The organism is Actinoplanes sp. NPDC026670 (assembly GCF_040638175.1).
In the GTDB taxonomy this organism is placed as follows: Bacteria; Actinomycetota; Actinomycetes; order Mycobacteriales; family Micromonosporaceae; genus Actinoplanes.
The window spans coordinates 23,699-48,107 of the sequence record NZ_JBEZXU010000053.1; the positions used below are offsets into that span (position 1 = coordinate 23,699).

General features: G+C 71.0%; 19 protein-coding genes. 8 read left to right on the plus strand and 11 right to left on the minus strand.

Features of this window, described 5'->3' with window-relative positions; genetic code table 11:
• Positions 1–157: 157 nt before the first annotated feature.
• Genes AB0E94_RS37495 through AB0E94_RS37505 form a run of 3 tightly spaced genes read right to left on the minus strand, consistent with a single transcriptional unit; the run spans position 158 to position 4,112 of the window.
• The gene (locus AB0E94_RS37495) at positions 158–1,177 is read right to left on the minus strand and encodes a GntG family PLP-dependent aldolase (RefSeq protein WP_360336357.1); all 1,020 of its coding nucleotides are present in this window, start codon (positions 1,175–1,177) and stop codon (positions 158–160) included.
• Positions 1,170–2,576, minus strand: a complete 1,407-nt coding sequence (locus AB0E94_RS37500) for a class II 3-deoxy-7-phosphoheptulonate synthase (protein WP_360336359.1) — start codon at positions 2,574–2,576, stop codon at positions 1,170–1,172. Before AB0E94_RS37500 ends, AB0E94_RS37495 begins: the two co-directional genes overlap by 8 nt.
• Positions 2,577–2,636: 60 nt before the next feature.
• Positions 2,637–4,112 carry a glycosyl hydrolase family 18 protein gene (locus AB0E94_RS37505; protein WP_360336361.1) on the minus strand — a complete coding sequence of 492 codons (1,476 nt, stop codon included), beginning with the start codon at positions 4,110–4,112 and terminating at the stop codon, positions 2,637–2,639.
• Positions 4,113–4,390: 278 nt separating this feature from the next.
• Between AB0E94_RS37505 and AB0E94_RS37510 the strand changes: the two genes are divergently transcribed.
• The 4 genes from AB0E94_RS37510 (at position 4,391) to AB0E94_RS37525 (ending at position 8,906) form a co-directional block, all read left to right on the plus strand.
• Positions 4,391–5,068 (plus strand): DUF429 domain-containing protein, encoded by a 678-nt coding sequence (locus AB0E94_RS37510; protein WP_360336363.1) that lies wholly within the window; start codon positions 4,391–4,393, stop codon positions 5,066–5,068.
• Between the two features lie 102 nt (positions 5,069–5,170).
• A complete protein-coding gene (locus AB0E94_RS37515; protein WP_360336365.1) occupies positions 5,171–7,024 on the plus strand; it encodes an SCO2524 family protein in 1,854 nt (617 codons plus the stop codon).
• A gap of 2 nt (positions 7,025–7,026) precedes the next feature.
• A complete protein-coding gene (locus AB0E94_RS37520) occupies positions 7,027–7,929 on the plus strand; it encodes an SCO2523 family variant P-loop protein (RefSeq protein ID WP_360336367.1) in 903 nt (300 codons plus the stop codon).
• Positions 7,926–8,906: an SCO2522 family protein gene (locus AB0E94_RS37525; RefSeq protein WP_360336369.1), complete on the plus strand. Its 981-nt coding sequence runs from the start codon at positions 7,926–7,928 to the stop codon at positions 8,904–8,906. Before AB0E94_RS37520 ends, AB0E94_RS37525 begins: the two co-directional genes overlap by 4 nt.
• Positions 8,907–8,964: 58 nt before the next feature.
• On the opposite strand, the gene AB0E94_RS37530 is transcribed toward AB0E94_RS37525, so the two are convergent.
• Positions 8,965–9,912, minus strand: a complete 948-nt coding sequence (locus AB0E94_RS37530) for a DUF6879 family protein (protein WP_360336371.1) — start codon at positions 9,910–9,912, stop codon at positions 8,965–8,967.
• On the minus strand, positions 9,909–10,838 hold the full coding sequence (locus tag AB0E94_RS37535) for an SCO2521 family protein (RefSeq protein ID WP_360336442.1): 930 nt from the start codon (positions 10,836–10,838) through the stop codon (positions 9,909–9,911). The genes AB0E94_RS37530 and AB0E94_RS37535 overlap by 4 nt, the downstream gene beginning before the upstream one ends.
• A 153-nt stretch (positions 10,839–10,991) precedes the next feature.
• Here AB0E94_RS37535 and AB0E94_RS37540 point away from each other — a divergent pair, with 153 nt between their 5' ends.
• Positions 10,992–11,972, plus strand: coding sequence for an FAD-dependent oxidoreductase (locus AB0E94_RS37540; protein WP_360336373.1), 981 nt, complete (start codon positions 10,992–10,994; stop codon positions 11,970–11,972).
• On the opposite strand, the gene AB0E94_RS37545 is transcribed toward AB0E94_RS37540, so the two are convergent.
• From AB0E94_RS37545 to AB0E94_RS37560, 4 genes are all read right to left on the minus strand, one after another.
• A complete protein-coding gene (locus tag AB0E94_RS37545) occupies positions 11,935–12,714 on the minus strand; it encodes a GNAT family N-acetyltransferase (protein ID WP_360336375.1) in 780 nt (259 codons plus the stop codon). The genes AB0E94_RS37540 and AB0E94_RS37545 overlap by 38 nt on opposite strands.
• 55 nt (positions 12,715–12,769) lie before the next feature.
• Positions 12,770–13,582 carry a pyrroline-5-carboxylate reductase gene (gene proC, locus AB0E94_RS37550; RefSeq protein WP_360336377.1) on the minus strand — a complete coding sequence of 271 codons (813 nt, stop codon included), beginning with the start codon at positions 13,580–13,582 and terminating at the stop codon, positions 12,770–12,772.
• Positions 13,583–13,668: 86 nt separating this feature from the next.
• Entirely contained in the window at positions 13,669–14,697 is a 1,029-nt protein-coding gene (locus tag AB0E94_RS37555; RefSeq protein ID WP_360336379.1) for a 6-phosphofructokinase, read from the minus strand.
• Between the two features lie 193 nt (positions 14,698–14,890).
• Entirely contained in the window at positions 14,891–17,143 is a 2,253-nt protein-coding gene (locus AB0E94_RS37560) for an ROK family protein (protein ID WP_360336381.1), read from the minus strand.
• Between the two features lie 237 nt (positions 17,144–17,380).
• On the opposite strand from AB0E94_RS37560, the gene AB0E94_RS37565 reads away from it, so the two are divergent.
• Together AB0E94_RS37565 and AB0E94_RS37570 are read left to right on the plus strand one after the other, a co-directional pair.
• On the plus strand, positions 17,381–18,649 hold the full coding sequence (locus tag AB0E94_RS37565; protein WP_360336383.1) for an MFS transporter: 1,269 nt from the start codon (positions 17,381–17,383) through the stop codon (positions 18,647–18,649).
• An 85-nt stretch (positions 18,650–18,734) separates the two neighbouring features.
• A complete protein-coding gene (locus AB0E94_RS37570; protein WP_360336385.1) occupies positions 18,735–20,669 on the plus strand; it encodes a glycoside hydrolase family 3 N-terminal domain-containing protein in 1,935 nt (644 codons plus the stop codon).
• 1,045 nt (positions 20,670–21,714) lie between these two features.
• Here AB0E94_RS37570 and AB0E94_RS37575 read toward each other — a convergent pair.
• Entirely contained in the window at positions 21,715–23,187 is a 1,473-nt protein-coding gene (locus AB0E94_RS37575) for a DHA2 family efflux MFS transporter permease subunit (protein ID WP_360336387.1), read from the minus strand.
• A 103-nt stretch (positions 23,188–23,290) separates the two neighbouring features.
• On the opposite strand from AB0E94_RS37575, the gene AB0E94_RS37580 reads away from it, so the two are divergent.
• Positions 23,291–23,932 carry a TetR/AcrR family transcriptional regulator gene (locus AB0E94_RS37580; protein ID WP_360336389.1) on the plus strand — a complete coding sequence of 214 codons (642 nt, stop codon included), beginning with the start codon at positions 23,291–23,293 and terminating at the stop codon, positions 23,930–23,932.
• On the opposite strand, the gene AB0E94_RS37585 is transcribed toward AB0E94_RS37580, so the two are convergent.
• Positions 23,889–24,407 (minus strand): polyadenylate-specific 3'-exoribonuclease AS, encoded by a 519-nt coding sequence (locus AB0E94_RS37585; RefSeq protein ID WP_360336391.1) that lies wholly within the window; start codon positions 24,405–24,407, stop codon positions 23,889–23,891. The two genes, AB0E94_RS37580 and AB0E94_RS37585, sit on opposite strands and share 44 nt — an antisense overlap.
• Positions 24,408–24,409 lie beyond the last annotated feature (2 nt).

Genomic DNA, 24,409 nt, shown 5'->3' on the forward strand with positions numbered 1-24,409 from the left:
GCGGACGGATGAACGACGGTGGCCGCGACGGTGCCTGCAACAACGGCAGCGGCGGCGAATCTTCTTGCCCTGGGGGCGGGGGATGTGTTCGCCATAGCGCGGGTTCATATCGGTCGCGCCCGCCCCCGGCCGTAGCTTTTCGGGTGCCCCGGATAGGTCAGGCCAGCAAATCGCTCAGCACGTCGATGGCCTGGTCGACGCCGGCCTCGTCGAGGTCGAGGTGGGTGACCAGCCGGGCGACGTGCGGCAGCATCGCGGCGATCAGGACACCGCGCTCGGCCGCGGCCGACGCCAGGGCCGGGGCGCTCAGATCGTGTTTCGACAGGTCCAGGGGCACCAGGTTGGTGCGCACCTTCTCCGGGTCGACCACGCCGTACGGCGCCAGGGCCTCGGCGATCTGGCGGGCCCGCTCGTGGTCCTCGGTGAGCCGCTGGATGTGGTGGTCCAGGGCGTACCGGCCGGCGGCGGCGAGGATGCCGGCCTGGCGCATGCCGCCGCCCATCCGTTTGCGGATCACCCGGGCCTTGGCGATCCGGTCGCGGCTGCCGACGATCAGGGAGCCGACCGGCGCGCCGAGGCCCTTGGAGAGGCAGACCGAGAGGGTGTCGAAGAGCGCGCCGTACTCGGCGAGGGTCACCCCGTCGGCGATGTGGGCGTGCCAGATCCGGGCGCCGTCACAGTGCAGGGCGATGTCGTGCTTGTCGGCGGCCACCCGCAGGTCCTGGAGGGTGCTGAGCGGGATGACCCCGCCGCCGCCGAGGTTGTGGGTCTGCTCGACGGCGATCGCCGCGGTCGGCACCGACGGGAAGCCCGCCGGGCGGATCATCTCGGTGATCCGCTCGGCGTTCAGCGCGGCGCCGTAGGACGGCCAGGTCCGGGTGGAGATGCCGCCGAGCAGCGCGGCCGCCCCGACCTCGTAGGTGACGACGTGCGCGTCGGCGCCGGCCAGCAGCTCGCCGCCGGGCGGGACGACGAGCTGCAGGGCGATCTGGTTGGCCATCGTGCCGGACGGGGCGAACAGCGCCGCCTCGTGCCCGAAGAGCTCGGCCACGTGGGCCTCGAGCGCGTTGACGGTCGGGTCGTCGCCGAAGACGTCGTCGCCGACGGCCGCGCGGGCCATCGCCGTCCGCATCCCCTTGGTGGGGCGGGTGACGGTGTCCGAGCGCAGGTCAGCCACGGAGCATCTCGGCGACGAGGAACGCCAGCTCCAGGGACTGCTGGGTGTTGAGGCGGGGGTCGCAGGCGGTCTCGTAGCGGTCCGGCAGGTCGAGGTCCTCGATGCCCTGGGCGCCGCCGAGGCACTCAGTGACGTCCTCACCGGTGAGCTCGACGTGGATGCCGCCCGGGTGGGTGCCGAGGCCCCGGTGCACCTCGAAGTAGCCGAGCACCTCGTCGACGACCCGGTCGAAGTGGCGGGTCTTGTAGCCGTTCGACGACTCGTGGGTGTTGCCGTGCATCGGGTCGCACTGCCAGACCACCTTGGCGCCGGACGCGTGCACCTTCTCCACGATCGGGGACAGGGCGTCGCGGACCTTGCCGTTGCCCATCCGGCTGATCAGGGTAAGCCGGCCCGGCTCGTTCTCCGGGTTCAGTTTCTCGCAGAGCTCGATCGCGGTCTCCGGCGACGTGCCGGGGCCGATCTTGACACCGATCGGGTTGGCGATCCGGCTGATGAAGTCGATGTGCGCGTGGTCGAGCTGCCGGGTGCGCTCGCCGATCCACAGGAAGTGGCCGGACAGCCCGTATGCGCGGCCGCCGGAGACGCGGGTGAGCGCCCGGTCGTACTCCAGGGCCAGGGCCTCGTGCGAGCAGTACAGGCTGACGGTCCGCAGTGCCTCGCTGTCGGTCATGCCGCAGGCGCGGATGAAGTCGAGGGCGCGGTCGATCTCGCGGGCGATCGCCTCGTAGCGCTCGCCGGCCGGGGAGGCGCGGACGAAGTCCTTGTTCCAGTCGTGCAGGCCGTGCAGGTCGGCGAGACCACCCGAAAGATACGCCCGGAGCATGTTCATGGCGGCGGCCGAGTTCGCATACGCCCGGATCATGCGCTGCGGGTCGGCGATCCGGGCCGCCTCGTCCGCCTCCAGCGAGTTGATCATGTCGCCGCGGTAGGCGGGCAGGCCGAGCGAGTCGGTCGGCGCGGAACGGGGCTTGGTGTACTGCCCGGCGACCCGGGCCACCTTGACCACCGGCATCGACGCGCCATAGGTGAGCACGACCGCCATCTGGAGCAGGGTGCGCGCGTTGGCCAGCAGGTGACTCTCGGTGTTGTCGGCGAAGGTCTCGGCGCAGTCGCCGCCCTGGAGCAGGAAGGCGCGGCCCTCGCAGACCTCGGCGAGCCGGTGCCGCAGCTGGTCGACCTCGTAGGGCGCGACGATCGACGGCACGCTGTCGAGGACCTTGCAGACCTCGGCGACCTCGGCCATGTCCGGCCAGGGCGGCATCTGCACGCGCGGCAGAGCGCGCCATCGGTCGAGTCCCAGGGCCTCGTCCTCGGCCGAGTCGGTGGACGGCCGGGACGTCTGTAGAGCCGGGTTGCCCACCCCGGGGTGACTGAGCTGATGCCACTCACGACGCATACCGGAAGCGTACGGAAGGGGGGCACCGGGATTCCCCGGTGCCCCCCTCGAAAACCGCTGTTACAGGTTGCTCTTGATCGCGGTGATCAGCTCACCGTTGGTGGTGTCGCCGGAGAGCTCCCAGAAGAACGCGCCGCCGAGGCCCTGGTTCTTGGCGTAGGTCAGCTTGCCGGCGATCGTCGACGGGGTGTCGTAGCCCCACCAGTTGCCGCCGCAGAAGGCGTACGCCGTGCCGCCGATGGTGCCGGTCGCCGGGCACTTGGTCTTGAGGACCTTGTAGTCCTCGATGCCCGCCTCGTAGGTACCGGGGGCGGCGCCGGTCGCCGTGCCGCCCGGGGCGGCCTGGGTGACGCCGGTCCAGCCGCGGCCGTAGAAGCCGATGCCGAGCAGGATCTTCGCGGCCGGGACGCCCTTGCTCTTGAGCTTCTGGATCGCCGCGTCCGAGTTGAAGCCGGCCTGCGGGATGCCGGTGTACGAGGTCAGCGGCGAGTGCGGGGCGGTCGGGCCCTGCGCGTTGAAGGCGCCGAAGTAGTCGTACGTCATCGGGAAGACCTTGTCGAGCTTCGCGATGCCGGCCGCGTAGTCGGCCACGTCGAGCTTGCCGCCGTTGCTGCCGTCGGCCGAGATCGCCGAGGTGATCAGGTTGCTGCTGCCGAACTTGTTGCGCAGCGCGGTGATCACGTTGGCGTAGGCGGCCGGGCCGCTGGCGTCGCAGGAGAGACCGCAGGCGTTCGGGTACTCCCAGTCGATGTCGATGCCGTCGAAGACGTCCGCCCAGCGCGGGTCCTCGACCAGGCTGTAGCAGCTGTCGGCGAAGGCGGTCGGGTTGGCGGCCGCCTGGGTGAAGCCGCCGGACCAGGTCCAGCCGCCGACCGAGTAGATCACCTTGAGGCCCGGGTACTTCTTCTTGAGCTTGCGGAGCTGGTTGAACGAGCCACGCAGCGGCTGGTCCCAGGTGTCCGCGACGCCGTCGACGCTCTCCGCGGCGGTGTACGCCTTCTCGTAGTCGGCGTACGAGTCACCGATGGTGCAGCGGCCGCCGGTGGTGTTGGCGAACGCGTACAGGATGTGGGTCAGCTTGGACGCCGAGCCGGACGTGTCGATGTTCTTCACGTGGTAGCCGCGGCCGTAGACGCCCCACTCGGCGAAGTAGCCGACGACCCACTTGCTGCCGGTGGCCGGCGGGGTCGTGGTCGGCGGCGTGGTGGGGGTCGTCGTCGGCGGGGTCGTCGGCGGCGTGGTGGTGGGCGGGGTGGTGGTCGGCGGAGTGGTGGGCGTGGTGCCACCGCAGACGCCGTTGTCGATCCAGACCGCCCACTGGGTGCTGTTGGTGGCGGGGGACTCGTTCTGGGTCCACCACTTGGCGGTGTAGTTGTGGCCGTTCTGCGAGGCGACGTTGTCCTTCACGTAGACGGCGGTGGCGGACCAGGGGGTGGCACAGGCGGCAGCGGCGGACGCCTGGCTCATCGGCACGGCGACGCTGGACGCCAGCACGATCGCGCCGGTGATGAGCGCCCGGCGGGGGGTTGTACGCAAGGGATGTCTCCTCAAACAGTTAGGAAACTTTCCAAAGAGAGGGATGAAGAGACCGTAGTCACATCGATTAACAACAGTCAAGCCAGGTGAACAGCATTTAAGGTTCTTTAACACAGCCGCTCGCGTCACGACGGCGTGCAATCAGGCGGACACGGCCGGTAGTCTTCCGTCATGACCATCTTCGACGTCAAGATCGGCGCCCGCACCGGTGGCCCGACCGAATTGGACCGTTACCGCGGCAAGATCGTGCTGATGGTCGACGTAGCCGCACGATGCGGATGAGCATCCACGTGATCGGCGTCGACGCGTACGCGCTCGGCTGGGTCGGCGTCGAGCTGCGCGACGGGGCCTTCGGGCGCGCCGTCCTGGCCGCCACCCTCTACGAGATCGTCGCCGGCAGCTCCGGCGCCGCGGTGATCGGCGTGGACATCCCGCTCGGCATGCTCCCCGACCGCTGGCGGGCCGCCGACACCCTGGCCGCCGACCAGCTCGGGCCACGCCGTGGCAGCGTCTTCCGGGTGCCGCCGCGGGCGGTCTGGCAGGAGTCCGATTTCGCCTCGGCCAACCGGCTCTGCCGGGAGCTGACCGGCGCCGGGCTCAGCCGGCAGTCCTGGGCGCTACGGCCGAAGCTGCTGGAGGCGAACGCGATCTGGGAACGGCACCCGGGCCTGCTCTTCGAGGCGCACCCGGAGGTGTCCTTCCGGACCATGGCCGGCGAGCCGCTGCCGCACGCCAAGAAGACGTGGAGCGGGCAGGCCCGCCGCCGTGAGCTGCTGGCCCGCAACGGCATCGTGCTGCCGGACAAGCTCGGCCCGGCCGGGCAGGCCCCGCCCGACGACATCCTGGACGCGGCCGCGGTCGCCTGGACCGCCCACCGGGTCGCCACCGGCACCGCCCTGAGCCATCCCAGCCCGCCCGAGGAGGAGAACGGCAGCCGGATCGCGATCTACTACTGACATCGAGAAGCACGGATAATAAGCGTCATCGCTACATCGTCCCCGGCGTCTGCTTTGTATACTGACGCCGGGTTTCGCCACGGGAGTAGCAGGTGACCGCGCATGAAGGTTGATCCCCGGCAACAGCTTCTGGAGATCTGGCGGGCGGTGATCGAGCACTCGTACCGCGACGGCGAGTGGCATTGGGGCGGTCGCGACGGCCGCAACTCGATCAGTGACGCGGAGCAGTTGCTGTGCATCCTCGGGCCGGCCACCGCGATCGACACGTTCGGTCTGGACTCCCCCGGCCGGATCAGCGAAGACCTGCTGGACGTCCTGAAACCCCTCGGCGGCGTGATGGACGGGCCGCTCGCCCTGCTCGAAGCGGTGGAGTCCTACCTCACGGCCTACACCGACGAGAACAACACCCCGATCTTCGCCGCGGAGAGCTACTTCCGGAACCCGGCCGGCGCGGACCCGGCCGAGCTGAGCCCGGAGCAGCTGGCCCAGCCGGTCGTCGACTCGTTCGCCATCTCGATGGCGCTGTCGCTGGCCACCATCGGGTTCGCCCGGGAGTTCCGCAAGAACCTGAAACGGCGCAGCTCCCGAGCGGACATCGACCGCCTGGAGGAGATGGCGAGCAGGCGTCTCTCGGCCGCCATGGTGGGGCTGCTGCGCAGTTTCACCGTCAACATCTTCGACGTGGACTCCCGGGACGGCCGCGCCCTCATCCGGACGGTGAACCAGCGCGGGCTCTCCACCCGGCGCATCGTCCCGATGATCCAGCAGTCGCTGGAGGACGTGCGGAACAGTCTGCGCACCATCACGATCGGCTCCGGCGCCAACCTGGCCGACGACCTCGACCATCCGGATCGCCTGTTCGAGTGCGGCTGGAGCTGGGGCGTCGTCCGGGACGCGCCGGTGATCGAGACCAGTGAGCAGATCGGCCGGCAGCTGTCCGGCCGGGCCGAGCCCGCGCCGTACATCTACTTCACGACCGTGGCCCTGGACGCCATCGAGGCGCTCTCCGCCCCGCGCACCCAGCGGCTCGGCCTGCTCAACGAGGAGCAGCAACGACTCGCGCAGGGCCTCCGGCTGCGCTGGGACCTGACCCAGTCGTACTGGTCGGCCATCGCCGTGCCGGCCGGCAGCGGACTCCGGTGGCCACTGGAGGACATCCCCTGGCAGCGCACCACCGAGAAGGAGTCGGAGTACTTCTCCCTGCACGTCTCCTCGATCGTGGTGCAGGACCTGGTCCGTAAACGGGCCGGGAACGTCGACCTCAACCGGGTCGGCCGGGTGCTGCAGAACCTGGCCGACCGCGCCCGGATCACCAGCCGGGTCTACGCCGGCGACAAGAGTTACCGGCTGCACGCCCCCGGCTTCCCGATCAACCTGGGCGGCAGCGGCGATCTCGACGAGGCCCGGCTCACCTGGGTGATGTCGGACTTCGCGCCGTTGCTGCTCAAACGGACGATCAGTCTGGCCGAGCTGCTCGGCGCCTCGACGATGCGCAACGAGATGATCGATCTCGCCGACGACATCTGGGACCATCTGGACGCCCGGCGGCTGACGAAGACCCGGCACGGCCTCTGGGACCAGCCTCGCCGGGTCTTCGAGGACTTCGCGGACACGTTCGAGGATCCGTCGTGGTACCACACGAAGCGGATCACCGACTGCCTGATCACCGCGGCCGAGGTCATCCGCAAACCACCCCCGCGCAGCGAGCCGGTCGCCGCCCTCGCCAACGACCTGCTCAGCGAGGCCGAGCACCTGTACGACCAGGAGCTGCTCCAGGGCTCCCCGAACAGCGGCCACGCGATGCAGGCGGAGATGCAGGCGCTGGCGGCCAAGCTCGAACGCGGGCGCTCGGTCCTCGACAAACAGCCGGGGACGGCCTATGCCCTCGCCAATTTCGTGCTGGTGGCGCTGGACCAGTTCGCGGCGGCCCGTAGCGACCTCGACAGCGAGTCCTGACCATGCTGGTCTTCGCGACCTCGGACAAGGGTGGCACCGGGCGGTCGGTGACCACCAGCAACGTGGCCTACCAGAGCGCGCTCGCCGGCTACGACGTCTGCTATCTCGACTTCGACTTCGGCTCGCCGACCGCCGGTTCGGTCTTCGACATCGACGCGGGGCGGCTCGGCGTGCAGCACGGTGGGCTGCACTCGTACCTGCTGGGCGAGGTGACCGAGCCGCGCCGGATCGACGTCTTCGCCGAGACCGAGCGGGAGAGCGTCAAGGTCCGCGACCGCCACGCGGGCAAGTTGTTCCTGCTCCCCGGCGACCTCGGCATCGGCGAGTTCCCGAGCAGCGACGGCGTGGTCAGCCGCTGCACGGAGATACTGGAGTTGCTGGTCAGCCAGTTCCACATGTGTTTCGTCGACCTCAGCGCCGGGCGGTCCTACGCCCTGCAGATGGCGCTGGAGGCCGCGCGCCGGCTGCCCGGCGTGCGGACCCGGTGGCTGGTCTATCACCGGTGGACCAAGCAGCACGTCATCGCGGCCGCCTCGCTGGTGCACGGCCGGCACGGCATCCTGGAGGCCGGCGAGGACCTCGGCTACAACCGTGACGAGCTGCTGGCGTCGCTGCGCTTCGTGCGGACCGCCCTGGTCGACCCGGCCCGGCCCGGCCTGACCTCGCAGCAGTCCGTCTGGATCGCCGAATGGGACAGCCGCCTCCAGGCCATCGCCGAGAGCGCGAACGCCGGACCGCCCTGGATGCTGCACACCGTGCCGCTCGACCCGGTCCTCCAGTGGCGCGAGCAGCTGATCACCGCCCACGACGTGACGACTATCGGCATCGCCAACGAGCGGACCGCCGAGGCGTTCCAGCAGCTGGCCCGGCTGCTGCACAACGACAAGGCGTGGGAGGTGCGGTGACCGGGCCGCACACGACGTTCCAGGAGTGGTCGGCCCAGCCACGTATCGAGCGGGTGCCCCTGTCGCACGTCTCGATCGAGCTGGGGCACCTCTACCGGGAGGACTTCGCCGGCGGCATCGACCTGTTGCGCCGGCACTTCCGGGAGATCAAGCCGTGGGTCGCCGCCGCCCGCGACCGGGCCGCCGCGCTGGCCGCGCCCGGGAAACGCCCACGGGTCAGCACGTGTTTCCTGATCGACGACTACTTCAGCGTGTTCAGCACTCCGGACGAGGTGATCGGCCGGCTGGTCGAGGCGGCCGGCGACAGCGGGCTCACCATCGACTACGTGGCCCGGGAGGCCGGCTGCGCCGAGGCCGGCCCGGTCCGGCCCGCCGAGCTGGTGCTCGACCGGCTGGTCAACGAGCCGGCGCCGGGCACCGACGGTGTCAAGCCGCCGGCGAAGGCGAGCGGCTGGGTCACCAACGGCGACCGGCCGCCCGGCTCGTCCGCGCAGCCGGCGATGGCCCGCCGCCCGGCCTGGCAGCCCCCGGCCGAGAACGCCAAGAGCCTGCATTCGATCTACCTGGCGGTGGAGATCTTCTCGCGGAAGCCGGACGGGCGGCAGTGGTCGTGCCCGTTCCTCGCCGCGGTCTGGCAGCTGCTGCGACTCGGCATGCTGCGGGACGACGGACGGCCGGTGGCGGCCCCGCAGCCGGCCGGCGAGCGACTGCCGTCCACGTGGGAGTCGATGCCGGCGGTCCTGCGGCTCAACCCGGACGCCCAGCCGTTCAGCGCGTACCGGACGCTGTCGGTGCTGGCCCGGCAGTTCCAGAACATCGAGGCGGCGGTCGGGGTGGTGCTGGGCCAGGTCGCCATCGAAGAGGAGGTCCGCCAGCAGGTCCGGATCCGGGCCGAGGAGGAGGGCGTCGTGCTGCCCGAGAGCCTGGTGCAACGGATCTCGTACGTCTTCGATGGCGACAGCAACCGCGTGCCCTGAGGTGGCGACAACAACCAGGCGCCCGGAGAAGCGGCGACAGCAACCGGGTGCCCGGAGATCAGCGGGGCTGCGCCGCCTCCCACAACTCCCGGAAACGTTCACTGTGGTCGGTGACGCTGTTGGTGCGCAGCAGCAGTCTGGTGTTGACGACGATCGGCGGGATGTTGCCCGGCCGGGCCATCAGCTCGTAACTGATCACGTCGTCGAAGAGGATGAAGTCGAACAATGAGGTACGGCGAAGCTCGGCGGCCGCGGCGCCGTGCAGCACCCGGACCTCGACGCCGATGTCGGCGTGCCGCCGGCAGATCTTCTCCAGCGCGCTCTCACTGCCGGGGCCGGGCTGGTCCTCGATGAAGATCCGGCGGATCCGCACGCCGCGCTGCACCGCGTACCGCTGGGCGTCGAGGTAGCGCTGGCCCAGGTCGGTGTTCCACAGGCCGCCACCGTCCACCGTGGTCAGGCTGGTCGCGTCGATCGACTTCTCGGCGGAGTGGGTGAGGCTGAGCAGCCAGTCCCGGTCCTCGCCCTCGTAGATCGTCTCGACCCCGTCACCGAGCCCTTTGAGGAACTCCGACATCCGGTCGAGCTCCCGCTGGGCCAGCCGGTGCACGAGCTCCGGCAGGTGCGAGGTGATCTTCGTGGAGTGCCGGACCAGCCGGGCCAGCGACTCGGTCTCCACGGCGCATTCCTCGATCAGATGGAACAGCTCGGTGGCCTCGCTGATCGCCCGGAACCGCTCGTCGACACAGGCCCTTATCTGCCGGGACTGCTCCTCCTGGCTGAGCTGGACCTCGCGCAGCCGGCCCTCGAACGAGACCAGGAACTGCACCACCAGGGCCGAGCCGCCGACCAGCACGGAGAGCGTGATCGAGAGCAGCGGGTCCTTGTCGGCCAGGTTCGTCAGGACGAAGGCCACCCCGCCGGTGATCAGCGCGATGACCACCTTGCGCAGCACTTTGGACAGCCGGCGCACCGACTCGTCGGTCGGCACGGTCAGCCCGCTCATCGGGGCACCCCTAGTCTGTCCAGCTCGCGCAGAGTACTGACGGCCATGTGGTCGCGGATCCGGTTCACCGAGGTGTGCCACTGGTGGTCGAAGCCGGCGAGCCGGTCGATCCGGTCCCAGAGGTCCCGGGCGCCCCGGCTCAGGCGGAAACCGGGCGTCCACAGGTGCAGCAGGTGGTCGACGGCGGGCTGGATCCGGTCCACCACGACGCCCTCCGACGGCCCGGTCAGCGGGGCCCGGCTCAGGATCGCGTCCAGTGTGGTGAGCAGCCAGTCGTGCAGCGCCAGGCTTTCGCAGAGGGCCACCACGTCGGCGAGGCCGCAGGCGCTCGTGGCGATACGCACGGTCCGGTGCAGCGGGGAGTCGACGCGGAGGTGCAGCTCCTCCTCGCCGGCGCCGAGCAGGGCGGTCCAGCGCAGAGTGATCCGGTCGCTCGTGACCGGGACCTCCCTGGCGAGCCGCGTGCCGGACCGGGCCCGGATGGCGGTGCGCTCGGCGATCGGGGTGAGATCGAGGCCGGACGACTTCGGGTTGCCGGCCAGGAAGGCCGCGGCCATCGCCTCTTCCTGATACCGGCCGATGATCTGGAGCGTCCCCGGGCGGGCCAGGTAGTGGGACCAGGGCACCCGGCGCGAGTGCCGGCTCCGCTCGGCCACCGTGCGCGCCGACGCCTGGAGCGCGTGACCCCCGGTGAGCACGGCCCGGGTGGCAACCGTGCCGATCCCCCGCACGCCGCGGTCGGGGGCGGCCGGGACCTGACAGTCCACACCCTCCAGTCGCTCGGGCGAGACGACGTAGGAGATCGGACGGTCGGAGCGGATCACCGGCGCCCCGGCGGTGAGGCCGAGCATGCGCTGCGCGGCATCGCCGGGCACCGCTGCGGAGGTAGGCAGGAGGGACGTGAGCACCTCACCCAGAACCAGCATCACCCCGTGCCCGCTCCTGTCCGGCGAATCGTTCCAAGGCTCGATTGGACCGCACCGTTTTGAATAACGCAACGTCCCAGGGCTGTCACGATACGTGTTCACAGCAAGTTAACGAGAGTCGATGGGGTGGTCCGGTTCGCCTAAAATGTATGCATGATCGTCAACGCGGACGTGGTCGTTCTGGGCGCCGGCGTCTCCGGGCTCACCTGCGCGATCCGCCTCGCCGAGGCGGGCTGCCGGGTCACTGTGCACAGTGCCGATCCGCCGGCCGGCATCACGTCCTATGCGGCCGGCGCCATCTGGGGCTGCTATCTCGTGACGCACGACCGCGGGGTGGACTGGTCGCTGCGCTCGCTGGAGATCTTCCGTGATCTGGCCCGCGATCCGGCCGTCACCGGGGTCCGGATGGCCTCGGGCGTGGTGGCGAGCCGGGGTGATCTGAAAGCCGAGCATCCGGGGCCGGGCGCCGAGGACGTGCAGCCGGTGGAGAGCACGGCGACGCTGCCGCCCGGGTTCACCAACGGCTGGTGGTATCGGGTCCCGCTGATCGACATGGCCGTCTACCTGGCCTATCTGACCGCCCGGCTCGACGACTGCGGGGTGCGGGTGCAGGTCGGCGACCGGGTCACCCCGGAGCAGTTGCCAGGGCTCGGCGCGACCGTGGTCAACTGCACCGGTGTGGACGCCGGTGCCCTGGTGCCCGGCGATCCGGTGCGCCCGGTCCGCGGTGATCTGCTGGTGGTCGGCAACCCGGGGATCGACAGGTTCTTCGTGGAGCACGACGACGACCGCGACGGGCTGACCACCTATGTGCTGCCGCAGGGCGACCGGGTGATGCTGGGCGGCAGCCGGGCCGACGGCGACTGGTCACGGCAGCCCGATCCGGAGCGGGCCGGGCAGATCCTCCGGCGCTGTGTGGAGGCCGAGCCGCTGCTGGCCGGGGCGCGGCTGCTGGACCACCGGGTCGGTCTGCGCCCGGCGCGGAAGACGTTGCGGGTCGAGGCGGACGGCCGCCATCCACACGTCATCCACAACTACGGGCACGGCGGCGCCGGCGTGACCCTCTCCTGGGGGTGCGCCGACGAGGTGCTGGCGCTCACGGGCGCCGCAGCACGTACCACCCGTCGTTGTTGAAGCCGGTCACCACGAACCCGGCGGCATCGGCCTCGGCGAAACCGGCACGGACGCCGAGCCGCCAGGCATGTGCCCGGGCCGGGTCGTCCAGCCGGAGACGCTCGACGTCCACCGGGGTCGGCACGAGCCGGTGGAGCCCGTCGCCGCAGTCGAGCACCGCGGCCGGCCGCTCGGCGAAATCCCACTTGTCGGCGACCACCGGAACGGTGACCGGCGCCGGGCCGACAGCGCCGGGCACGGCGTGGACGTCCCAGTCGACCACCAGCCGGTCGGTCTCGTCGTTGTCGTTGAGGCCGTCGTTGAGCTCGCCGTAGTAGCTCTTCTCGTACCCCAGCACCCGGCCGCCCAGTTTGGCCAGGTTGAAGTGCGCGTTGCGGCGTACCAGCGGGTCGTAGGTCCACCGGATCCGGGCGAAGCCCTCCTTCGCCGCCCACTCGGCCTGGTGCCGTTTCAGCTGGTAGCCGAGCCCGAGCCCCTGGCTCTTGGGGTGCACGCCGGCGATGTGCGAGTGCAGGTGCCCGCCGTGCGGCCCGCGCAACGCGACGGCGCCGCCGACCAGCACACCCTCCAGGTACATCCCGACCACGTAACATCTGGCGTCCACCATGGCCCGCAGCGTGGACGGGTTGATCAGGTCGAGGTGGGTGTCGGCGTTCCAGATCTGGCAGAACACGTCGACCAGTCGCTCGAGCTCGTCGATGGTCGTGAGTTCACGGAACTCCACTGCCTGCTCAGAAGCCATGACGGATCACCCAGTCACTCAGACGCACGGTGGTTTCTACTGTCAACCTACGCGGTCAACGGGCCGCTTCGGCGATCTGACGGGCCCGGTCGCGAGCCGCTTCGGCCGCGGTGAGCAGCGCCGACCGTACGCCGTGCCGCTCCAGCTCACGCAGGGCGGCGGCGGTCGTGCCGGCCGGGGAGGTGACCGCCTCACGAAGCTTGACCGGGTGCTCACCGGAGTCGCGGAGCATGACGGCCGAGCCGACCGCGGTCTGCACGACCAGCTCGCGGGCGACCGTGCGCGGCAGTCCCAGCTGGACGCCCGCGTCGATCAGGGCCTCGACCATCAGGTAGAAGTACGCCGGCCCCGACCCGGACAGGGCGGTGACGGCGTCCTGCTGGTACTCGGGGACCCGGACCGTCGAGCCGAGCGGCTTGAACATGTCCTCGGCGATGCCCAGGTGGTCGTCGGTGGCGTGCGGGCCGGCCGAGATCGCGGTCATCCCCTGGTCGACGGTGGCCGGGGTGTTGGTCATCACCCGGATCACCGGGGTGCCCTCGGCCAGCCGGGTGGCGAAGAAGGCGGTCGGCAGCCCGGCACAGAGCGACACCACCAGGGTGTCGGCGGAGATCCGGTCGCCGATCTGGTCGAGGAGCGCTGCGGCGTCCTGTGGTTTGACCGCGATCGCCAGCACACCCGCCCGCTCGGCGGCGGTGGTGTTGTCGACCACCGGCACGCCGTACCGCTCGGTCAGCTCGGCGGCGCGCTCCGGCCGCCGGGCGGTGACCAGCAGGTTCTCGGCCGGCCAACCGGAGCGGAGCAGACCGGCGACGACGAGTTCACCGATCTTGCCGGCCCCGAGGACCGCGACGGTGTGCTTGGGCAAAGCGGGCTCCTCAGAAGACGACCGAAAACCGCCGGAGAAACGCCGAATGCCGGGGGCAGCGGGCCCCCGGCATCACGACGGGTGGATCAGCTGCCGAAGAAGACCTCGGCCTCTTCGTACCGCTCGATCGGAACGGTCTTCAGCTCGCCGGTGCCCTCGATCAGCGGGATCCGGACGACGTCGGTGCCCTGGAGCGCCACCATCTTGCCGAAGTCGCCCTCGTGGACGGCGTCGATCGCCTGGAGGCCGAACCGGGTCGACAGGACCCGGTCGAACGCGGTCGGGGTGCCACCGCGCTGGATGTGACCGAGGACGACCGTGCGGGCCTCCTTGCCGGTCTTCTCCTCCAGCTGCTCGGCCAGCCACTGGCCGATGCCGCCGAGGCGGACGTGGCCGAAGCTGTCGAGCTCCTGGTTGTGCAGCACCATCTGGCCGTCGAGCGGCTGGGCGCCCTCGGCGACGACGACGATCGGCGCGTACTCCACCTGGAAGCGCTTGGTCACGTAGGTCGCGACCTGCTCGACGTCGAACTGGCGCTCCGGCAGCAGGATGACGTTGGCGCCACCGGCGAGGCCGGCGTGCAGCGCGATCCAGCCGGCGTGGCGGCCCATGACCTCGACGACGAGGGTGCGGTGGTGCGACTCGGCGGTGGTGTGCAGCCGGTCGATGGCCTCCATCGCGATGTTGACCGCGGTGTCGAAGCCGAAGGTGTAGTCGGTGCCGTTCAGGTCGTTGTCGATCGTCTTCGGCACGCCGACGACGTTCACACCCAGCTCGGAGAGCTTGGTGGCGACACCGAGGGTGTCCTCGCCGCCGATCGCGACGAGCGCGTCGACACCCTGCTCGGCCAGGTTCGCCTTGATCCGCTCGACACCGTTCTCGATCTTGAACGGGTTGGTGCGGGACGAGCCCAGGATCGTGCCGCCGCGCGGCAGGATGCCACGCACCTCCGCGATGCCCAGCGGCTTCGTCAGACCCTCGAGCGGGCCCTTCCAGCCGTCGCGGAACCCGACGAACTCGTGGCCGTAAGCGGTGACGCCCTTACGGACGACGGCCCGGATGACCGCGTTGAGACCGGGGCAGTCGCCGCCACCGGTGAGCACGCCGATACGCATTTTTCTTCCCCCTGGATCGGGTAGCGAGATGCGGATAGCCCGTCGAGGCCCCAGGGACGATTTCGTCGGCAGCGTTGCCGGCCCGGGGCGGGCCGCACCCGAACTGTAGTCGCCGCACCTGAGCCACCCGACGGCGGCCCACTAAAGCCGGACAGTTTCGATGCGGTCACGGGGCCGCGACGGAACGGCAACCTCACAACAGCGACTCGATCGCCCCCAGCGCCTCGACATCCCGCCCGAGAGCTGCGGGAACCACGGTGAGCGCGGCGGCCGTGGCCGGGGCGCAGTGTCGCTGGAGCGCCTCCCGGACCCCGTCGACGACGAAACCGCCGGGCTCGGTGAACCGCCCGCCGACCACCACGACGGCCGGATCGAAAACCGACACGAGCGGCGACACGGTACGCCCGATCAGGCGGCCCGCGTCGAGCAGAGCGCGCTGGGCCGGACGGTCCCCGGCGGCGGCCCGGGCCAGCAGCCGCCCCTCGTCCGGCGGCCCGTCGCCGGAGATCGCCGCGAAGTAGCCGGGCGACAGGAACGCGCTGAGGCACCCCCGTTTGCCGCACAGGCAGAGCGGGCCGACCTCGCGGACGTTGAGGTGCCCGACCTCACCGGCGTACCCGATCGCCCCGGCGTGCGGCCGCCCGCCGGCCACCAGACCGGCCCCGGTGTACTGGTCGCAGCTCAGGTAGAGCACGTCCCGGGCGCCCCGGGCGGCTCCTCGGCGGCTCTCCGCCAGCGCCGAGAGCTGGGCGTTGTTGGTGACCAGCACCGGGCCGCCGAGGACCGCGGCGATCTCCTCGGCCGGCGAGAACCCGGCGAACATGGTCAGCACGCTGCGTGCGCTCAGATGCCCGGTGACCGGGTGCACCGGGGCCGGCATGCTCACCGCGAACCGGGTCCCCGGCCCCGGCCGCTCGCCGTGGGCGCCGAGCAGATCCCGCACGAACCCGGCGGTGTCCCGCATGATCGCCCGGCCGTCCATCGACGGCGGCATGTCCCGGTACCCCGTCCACCTGATCTCGCCGGTCCCGCCGGTGGCGATCACCCGGACGCCGTCGCCGCCGATCGCCACGCCGACCAGCAGCTCACCCGGCGTGACCAGGCGGAAGCACGGTGACGGCCGCCCGGCGCGCGGCCCGGCGGCGGCGCAGCGCTCGACGACGCCGTCCCGGAGCATCCGGTCCAGCAGCGCGGCCACCGCGGCCCGCGGCAGACGCGTGTGTTTCACGAGCTCACTGCGGGTCGCCTGACCGGTCGCCCGGATCGCTTCGACGATGATCCCGCGGCGGACGGCCCGCTCCCGCTCCCCCGGCGAGACGTTCCGGTCCGGCTCGGCCGGCACGGCAGGTAAGACCCGGGCGAGGGTACGGCTACCGCGCGCCGCCGGAGTCGCCCGCAGCCCCGCCCACAGCGCGCCGAGCAGCCCGGCCCGGTCGCCGAGAGTCCCGGCCCGGACCGTGGTGCCGGCCGCCACCTCGGGCTGGGCATAACGCTGGACCGACTCGCCGACCGCGGTGACGATCGGCCCGCCCGCCTCGATCAGCGGCCCGTCCAGGATGATCAGGGCCGGGTTCACCGTGTTGGCCAGGCCGGCGACGACCCGGCCGATCATCCGGCCGGCGTCGGCGAGGATCCGCTCGGTGGCCGCGTCGGTGCGGGACAGCTCGACCGCGCGCCCGGCGGTGACCGGTTCGCCGAGCGGAGCGCCGAGGGCGGCGAGGATGGCCGGGGCCGAGGCGATGGTGTCCAGGCAGCCGCGGTTGCCGCAGCGGCAGAGCGGGCCGATCTCGTCCATCTGCACGTGCCCGATCTGCCCGGCCACGCCGTGCGCCCCGTGGTGCAGGATCCCGCCGAGCAGCAGCCCGCAGGTGATCACCGAACCGAGCCGCAGGTAGCAGACGTCGGTCTGGCCGGCCGCGCACCCGTAGCCGACCTCACCGAGCAGGCGCAGCTCGGCGGCGGTGCGGACGACGACCCGGCGGCCCAGGCGCTGTCGCAGGCCGGCGGCGAGAGTGGGGTCCTGGCCGGCGCCGAGGCCGAGCACGATCGCCCAGGCCGGGCCTTCGACCGTGGTCTCGCACTCGGCGATCAGCAGGGCGAGGCTGTCCAGGTCGTTGCCGGGCAGGTGGTGTTCGGCGAGGATACGTCCGGTGAGGTCGGCGCTCGCAGCCCGTACGCCATGGGTGGTGACGATCGCGCCCACCACCCCACCCGCAGCCGGACCGAGGGTGATCGACCGGGCGGGACGCCCGGCGCGGGTCCCGTCGGGGACCGCGGCCTCCTCGGCCAGCAGGCCCGCCGTGAGCAGCTCGGCGACCAGGCCGTCGACCGTCATCCGGGCCATGCCGGTGCGGCGGGCCAGGTCGGAGCGGGTGCTGCGGCCGGCGTCGCGGACCGCGGCCAGGAGCAGATCCCGGCGGACCTGATGCACCCGGCGGCCCGACATGAACCCAGTTTTGCTGGATCTGGACCTAATTACCGGCTGACTGCGACACCGGTCACACCCAGGAGCGGGCAAACCGGGCGGCAGTAACGCGAGACACCGGCAAATCACAGCGTTGAGCAGGCCTTTTCGGCTCTGGTTCGGCGCTAATCAACTCGATACGTTCAGCGAACAAGGCGTTAACACAACACCGGAGCCGGCCCGGTGCAATCTCCCCCCTTTTTCGTTCCGAGGTGTGCGATGACCACTGTCCAGCCCCGCCCGCCGGCCACTACTCCGAGCGTTCCCGACGCGCCGGCGAAACTCATCGTCGCGATGGCGCTCGCCCAGCTCGGCGCCTACCTGACGATCCTCACCCCGGTCATCGTGACGATGTCGATCCGGGTCGCGCAGATCGCCCCCGGCGACAAGGCCGCCGCGCTCGGCACCGTGCTCTCGGTCGGCGCCGTCCTCGCGCTGGTCGGCAACCCGTTCTTCGGCGCCATGTCCGACCGGACCACGTCCCGCTTCGGCCGCCGCCGCCCGTGGCTGCTCGGCGGCATGCTCGTCGGGTTCGCCGGCCTGCTGGTCGTCGCGCTCGGCGGCAGCATCCCGGTGCTGACCGCCGGATGGGCGCTCGCCCAGCTCGGCGTCAACGCCACCCTCTCCACCCTGACCGCGCTGCTGCCCGACCAGATCCCGGCCCAGCAGCGGGGCAAGGTCAGCGGCATCCTCGGCCTGATGACCTCGGTCGCCATCCTGGCCGGCAGCGCGCTCGCCGCCGCCCTGGCCGGCAGCGCCCTGCTGATGTTCGCGGTCCCGTCCGCGATCGGCGTCGCCACCGTGGCGCTGCTCGTCGTCGTCCTCAAGGACCGCCCGGCCGAGAAGGGGCACTTCGCGCCCTACCGGTTCAAGGAGTTCCTGCGCACCTTCTACGTCAGCCCGCGCCGGCACGCCGACTTCTTCTGGAACATCATCAGCCGCTTCCTGATCTGGATGGGCCTGGCGTCGGTCACCACCTACCAGGCCTACCTGCTGATCGACAGGTTCGGGTACACCACCGACAACGTGGCGACCGGCATCCTGCTGTCCACCCTGATCAGCACCGGCGGCCTGGTCGTCGGCTCCACGGTCGGCGGCACGCTCTCGGACAGGCTCGGCCGGCGCAAGCCGTTCGTGCTCGGCGCCGGCGTCGTGGTCTCCGCCGCGCTCGTGATCATCGCGTTCGCCGGCAGTTTCGCCGTCTTCCTCGCCGCATCCCTGCTCTTCGGGCTCGGCCAGGGCGCCTACCTCGCCGTCGATCTGGCCCTCGCCACCGACGTGCTGCCCGACCCGGACGACGCCGCCAAGGACATGGGCGTCCTCAACATCGCCAACGCGCTGCCCCAGTCGCTCGTGCCGATCCTGGCCGCGCCGATCCTCGCCGTCGGCAGCGGCGCCGGCTCCAACTACAGCCTGCTCTTTCTGTGCGGCGCGGTCGTCTCCGTCGCCGGATCGCTGCTGGTCCGCATGGTCCGCGGCGCCCGCTGACCCCCGCCGGTCCCCCACTGGCCTCCGCTGGGCATCCGCCGGCCTTCGCTCACCTGCTCTTGGCTCACCTTCTCTTGGAGAACTGATGCACCCGTACCAGAATCCCGGCCTTCCGATCGAAGATCGGGTCAGTGACCTGCTCGCCCGCCTCACCCTGGCGGAGAAGGCCGGCCTGATGTTCCACACGATGATCGCGGTCCACCCGGACGGCACGATCGCCGACGGCAACGAGATGATCCCGTCGGCGTCCGCCCTGCTCCAGGACAAGTTGATCAATCACGTCAACATCCTGACCTTCGCGCCGGTCCCACCGGAACGGCTCGCCGAATGGCACAACCGGATCCAGGAGATCGCCGCCGGCGTCGGCCACGGCATCCCGGTCACCGTCTCCACCGATCCCCGGCACGGCGTCATCGACAACCCCGCGGCGTCCGCGGCGTCCGGCGGTTTCTCCGCGTGGCCCGAGCCCATCGGGCTCGGCGCGACCAAAGACCCTTCTCTGGTACGGGAATTCGCCGACATCGTCCGGCAGGAGTACCTGGCCACCGGCATCCGTGTCGCGCTGCACCCGATGGCCGACCTCGCCACCGAGCCCCGCTGGGCGCGCACCAACGGCACGCTCGGCTCGGACGCCGAACTGGTGTCGTCGATGATCCGGGAGTACGTCCTCGGCCTGCAGGGGCCCGCCCTCGGCACGTCCTCGGTGGCGGCGATGGTCAAGCACTTCCCCGGCGCCGGGCCGCAGAAGGACGGTGAGGACGCGCACTTCGCCTACGGGCGGGAGCAGGTCTACCCCGGCGGGATGTGGGACTACCACCTGAAGCCGTTCGAGGGCGCCTTCGAAACCGGGGTCGCACAGGTCATGCCCTACTACGGCATGCCCGTCGACACGTCCTACGAGGAGGTCGGCTTCGGTTTCAACCGGGACATCCTGGAGGGGCTGCTCCGCGGACGGTACGGCTTCGACGGCGTGATCTGCACCGACTGGGGCCTGGTCACCGACGCGATGATCATGGGAACCGACATGCCGGCCCGTGCCTGGGGCGTCGAACACCTGGACCGGCACAGCCGGGTGCTGCGCATCCTGGAGGCCGGCGCCGACCAGCTCGGCGGCGAACACTGTCCGGAACTGATCATCGACCTGGTCGCCGATGGCCGCCTTCCGGAGTCCCGGATCGACGTCTCGGTCCGCCGGATCCTCCGCGACAAGTTCCGGCTCGGCCTGTTCGACGACCGCCGCTACGTGGACCCGGCGGCCGCGGCCCGGATCGCCGGCCGGCCCCGTTTCCGGGCCGCCGGCCTGGCCGCCCAGCGCCGCTCGATAGTCCTCCTGACCAACCACCCTTCCCCGCCCTCCACCTCCTCCCCCGCCTCCGTTCCCGCCACTCCCACCGCGCCCACCTCCACTCCCCTCACCGCCGCCGCTCCTCCCTCACCCGCTGCTTCTCCCACCGCCACCGCAACAGCCTCCGCTCCTCCCCCATCCACCGCGCCCATCTCCGTTCCCGCTGGCTCCGCTTCCTTCTCGGCGACGCTTCCGCTGGCCGAGGGGATCGCGGTGTACCTGGACGGCGTCGACCCGGTGGTGGCCGCCGGATACGCGAAGGTCGTCGACGACCCGGCGGCCGCCGACGTCGCGATCGTCCGGCGGGCGGCGCCCTTCGAACCGCGCGGCGGCGGGTTCGAGACGTTCTTCCACGCCGGACGCCTAGAGTGGACCCCCGACGAACTGGCCCCCGTCCTGGAACTGACCGCCACCCTGCCCACGGTCGTCGACGTCTGGCTCGACCGCCCGGCCGTCCTCACCCCGCTGGCCTCGACGGCGGCGGCCCTGACCGGCAGCTTCGGCTCCTCGGACGAGGCCCTGCTGGACGTGCTGTTCGGCCGCTGCCCCGCCACCGGGACGCTCCCGTTCGAACTCCCGTCCTCGATGGCCGAGGTGGAGGCCTCCCGCGAGGACGTCCCGAACGACACCGCCAACCCACTGTTCCCCGACAGCCACGGCCTGCATCTGGGCTGACAGTCAGCGGAGAGGCGGGGGGCCCCCCCCCCCGCCCCCCCCCACCCCCCCCCCCCCCCCCCCCCCCCCCCCCCCCCCCCCCCCCCCCCGGGGCCTACTCCCCGGGGCGCGGCCCCCCCCCCCCGCCGGCCGCCTCCACGTCTCCACCCCAGCCAGCCCCGCAGACCCACCCGCCGTGTGCCGACCTGCGGTCCAATCCACACCTCGAATCACCACACGAACCCGGACCCACCCGCCGCGTGCCGACCCGCGGTCCGACCCACACCCCAGATCACCACACAAACCGGACCCACCCACCGCGTGCCGACCTGCGGCCCGATCCACACCTCAAATCACCACACGAACCGGACCCACCGGCCGCGTGCCGACCCGCGGTCTGGACCGCGTCACACGTCAGACCGGCACGACCACCGCGTGGCGACCTGTGGTCCGAAACCGCGCCACACATCACCACGCGGACCTTTCGGTCAGCGGTGGATCTTGCACGAAAGTGCACCCTCGGGCCGATCTTGCAGGCTATTCCGCGTTCGGGCAGGGCATTACTTGCAAGATCCAGGCCGCGAAGTGGTTCTTGCACGTGGATGCACGCCAGGACCGGAAGAAGCATGCAAGATCATGGCCGACCAGGAGAAGCGTGCAAGATCACGGCGGGCCAGGAGAAGCGTGCAAGATCACGGGGGGGCCAGCAGAAGCGCGCAAGATCACGGCGGGCCGGAACAATCGTGCAAGATCTCGGCCGGCCGGGGAATCGCGCAAGATCAACTAAGCCCTGACCGCAGCACCCGGCTGGGCCTGACCGCTCTCTCGGAGTGCGCGAGACAACGGTCACGGCCGGCCGCTTCACGATCGCCGGCCGGGCAGGGCCTCGGCACGCGGGTCCGGGGTAGCGGTGAGTGGCGCATCCGGCCCGGCGGTCGCGGTTCGGCCGGGAGCGTCGCCTGCCTCGCGTCGTAGGTGTGGCAGGCGTGGTTGCGGTTGACGGGTGTCTGGCCGTACCAGAAAAAGGCCCGGCACCGAAGGAAACGGTGCCGGGCGGGCGGGTTTTTCAGTGGGCCATCGCGGGCGGCGCGTCGGGGTCGACGTCGAGGGGGCCGGTGCGGAAGAGGAACGCGGCGACCACGGCGGCGAGCACGAAGAAGCCGGCCGACCACCAGAAGACCGTGTGGTATCCGCTGATCAGGGCCATCGGCATGGCCTCGGCGGGCTTGCCGGCCATGTAGTCGGTGATCGCGGTGGCGTAGAAGGAGCTGAGCAGCGCGGTGCCGATCGAGCCGCCGATCTGCTGGACCGTGTTGATCATCGCGGAGGCGACGCCGGCGTCGCGGTGTTCGACGCCTGAGGTGGCGGCGTTCTGGGTGGGCGCGAAGACCAGGCCGAGGCCGAGACCGATGATGATCAGGCCGGGGAGGACGCCTGAGGCGTAGGTGGAGTCGAGGTCGAGGCGGGTCAGGAAGAGCATGCCGCCCGCCGCGACCAGGGCGCCGACCGGGACGAGCGGGCGCGGGCCGACCTTCGGGGCCAGGAACGAGCCGGCCGTGGTGGCGGTGAGCATGACCGAACCGAGCATCGGCAGGAACGCGAGACCGGTCTTGACCGGGGTGAACTGGAGCACCGTGGTCAGGAAGTAGGTGAGGAACAGGAAGATGCCGAACATGCCGGCGCCGGCGATCGCGATCGAGGCGTACGAGCCGCCGCGGTTGCGGTCCAGGACGACGCGCAGCGGGAGCAGCGGGTTGTCCACCCGGCGCTCGATCAGCACGAACGCGATCAGCGCGACCACGCCGACGGCGATCGGGCCGAGGGTCCAGCCGGCGGTCCAGCCGTCGGTCTCCGCCTTGCCGAGGCCGTAGACCAGGCCGACCAGGCCGACGACGGCGGCGATCGTGCCCGGGATGTCGATCTTGCCGTGGGCCGCGACCGGCTCGTCCTTGAGCTTGATCATGGCGCCGGCCACCGCGATGGCGGCGATCACCAGGTTGACGTAGAGGCACCAGCGCCACGAGGCGTACTCGGTGAGGACGCCGCCGAGCAGCAGGCCGATGCCGCCGCCGGCGCCGGAGATGGCGCCGAAGATGCCGAACGCCTTGCCGCGCTCGGCGGGCTCGGTGAACGTGGTGGAGAGCAGCGAGAGCGCGGCCGGGGCCAGCGCCGCACCGAACGCGCCCTGCAGCGCACGGGCCACGATCAGCATCTCCAGGCTGCCGGCGGCGCCGCCGAGCGCCGAGGCGAGGGCGAAACCGACCAGGCCGATGAGGAACATCCGCTTGCGGCCGAAGAAGTCGGACAGCCGGCCGCCGAGCAGCAGGAGACTGCCGAAGGCGAGCGCGTAGCCGGTGACGACCCACTGCCGGTCGGCGTCCGAGAAGCCGATGTCGGCCTGGGCGGTGGGCAGCGCGATGTTCACGATCGTGGCGTCCAGCACCACCATCAGCTGGGCCAGGGCCAGCACCACGAGAGCCCACCACCGCCCGGTCTCACGTTGTACGGGCTGTGGCCGATCAATAACGGTGCTGCTCATATGCGCGGTGCCTTCCGAAGCTAAGTTGAGGTCCGTCCTCCACTTCGGCAGGCTAGCAGGAGAAGTTGAGGAGTTACCTCCACTTAGTTGTAGGCTTGGCCACATGCCACTTCGCCGCGACGCGCAGCGCAACCGGGAACGGATCGTCGAAGCCGCCGGTGAGGTCTTCGCGACCAGGGGATTCGCCGCCACGCTGGACGATGTGGCCCATCACGCGGGGGTCGGCGTGGGCACCGTCTACCGGCGCTTCCCGACAAAGGAGGAGCTGATCGACGCGGTCTTCACCGACCGCCTGGAAGCCCTGGTCACGCTGGCCGAGGAGGCCCTCACGGCACCTTCCGCCTGGGCCGGGCTGACCGGCTTCCTGCGCACCTCGGCACGCTGGCACGCCGCCGACCGCGGGCTGCGTGACGCCGCCCTGAGCATGGGCGAGCAGCATTTCAAGCAGGCCGGCGAGCAGATCGTGCCGCTGCTGGAGCAACTGATGGAGCGGGCCCACGCCGAGGGCACGCTACGACTGGACGCCGGGTTTCACGACTTCCCGATCATCATGGCCATGGTGACCGAAATGGCCCAGCACAGCGAGGGGTGCCGGCCGGGCCTTTACGAGCGCTATCTGGAGCTGGTGATCGACGGCCTGCGGGCCCGGCCGGACAACGGGGTGCTCGGCGCCGAGCCGACCGACACCGACGTCCAGGCCGTCATGCGGGGCTGTGTCCCCCCGATGCGCTCGTCGCGGTCATAGCGTTCCACCGGGCCAGGTTGTGCTTGGCGTCGACCAGGGCGTCGTGCCGGCCGGCCATCTCCGGCAGGTGCGGGCGGCCCAGATCGTCCCAGCGCTGGCGCAGGTCCTTGGTGAACCGGGGGATCTCCCGGGGCAGGGCCGGCATCGCGCCCCACAGCTGGGCGAGCGCCACGTGGTCATACGCCGCATACCACGCCCAGAGCTCCATCTGCTCGCCCCGGCCACGGATCGGCTCGGTCAGGAACTCGTAGAGATCCTCGCGGATCCGCTCGCGGCTGCGCCACGCCTTGTCGGACGGCGAGGGGAGCTTGTCCAGGACGTTGCGGCGCACCCAGGGCACGGCGCGGGAGTCGTCGAACTCGGTGCTGACCGCGTAGAACTCACGGCCGAACTCGTCGACGACACCGATCGAGACCAGATCGACGATCCGGCCGTCCTCGATGAATTCACAGTCATAGAAATAGCGGTATGGCATCC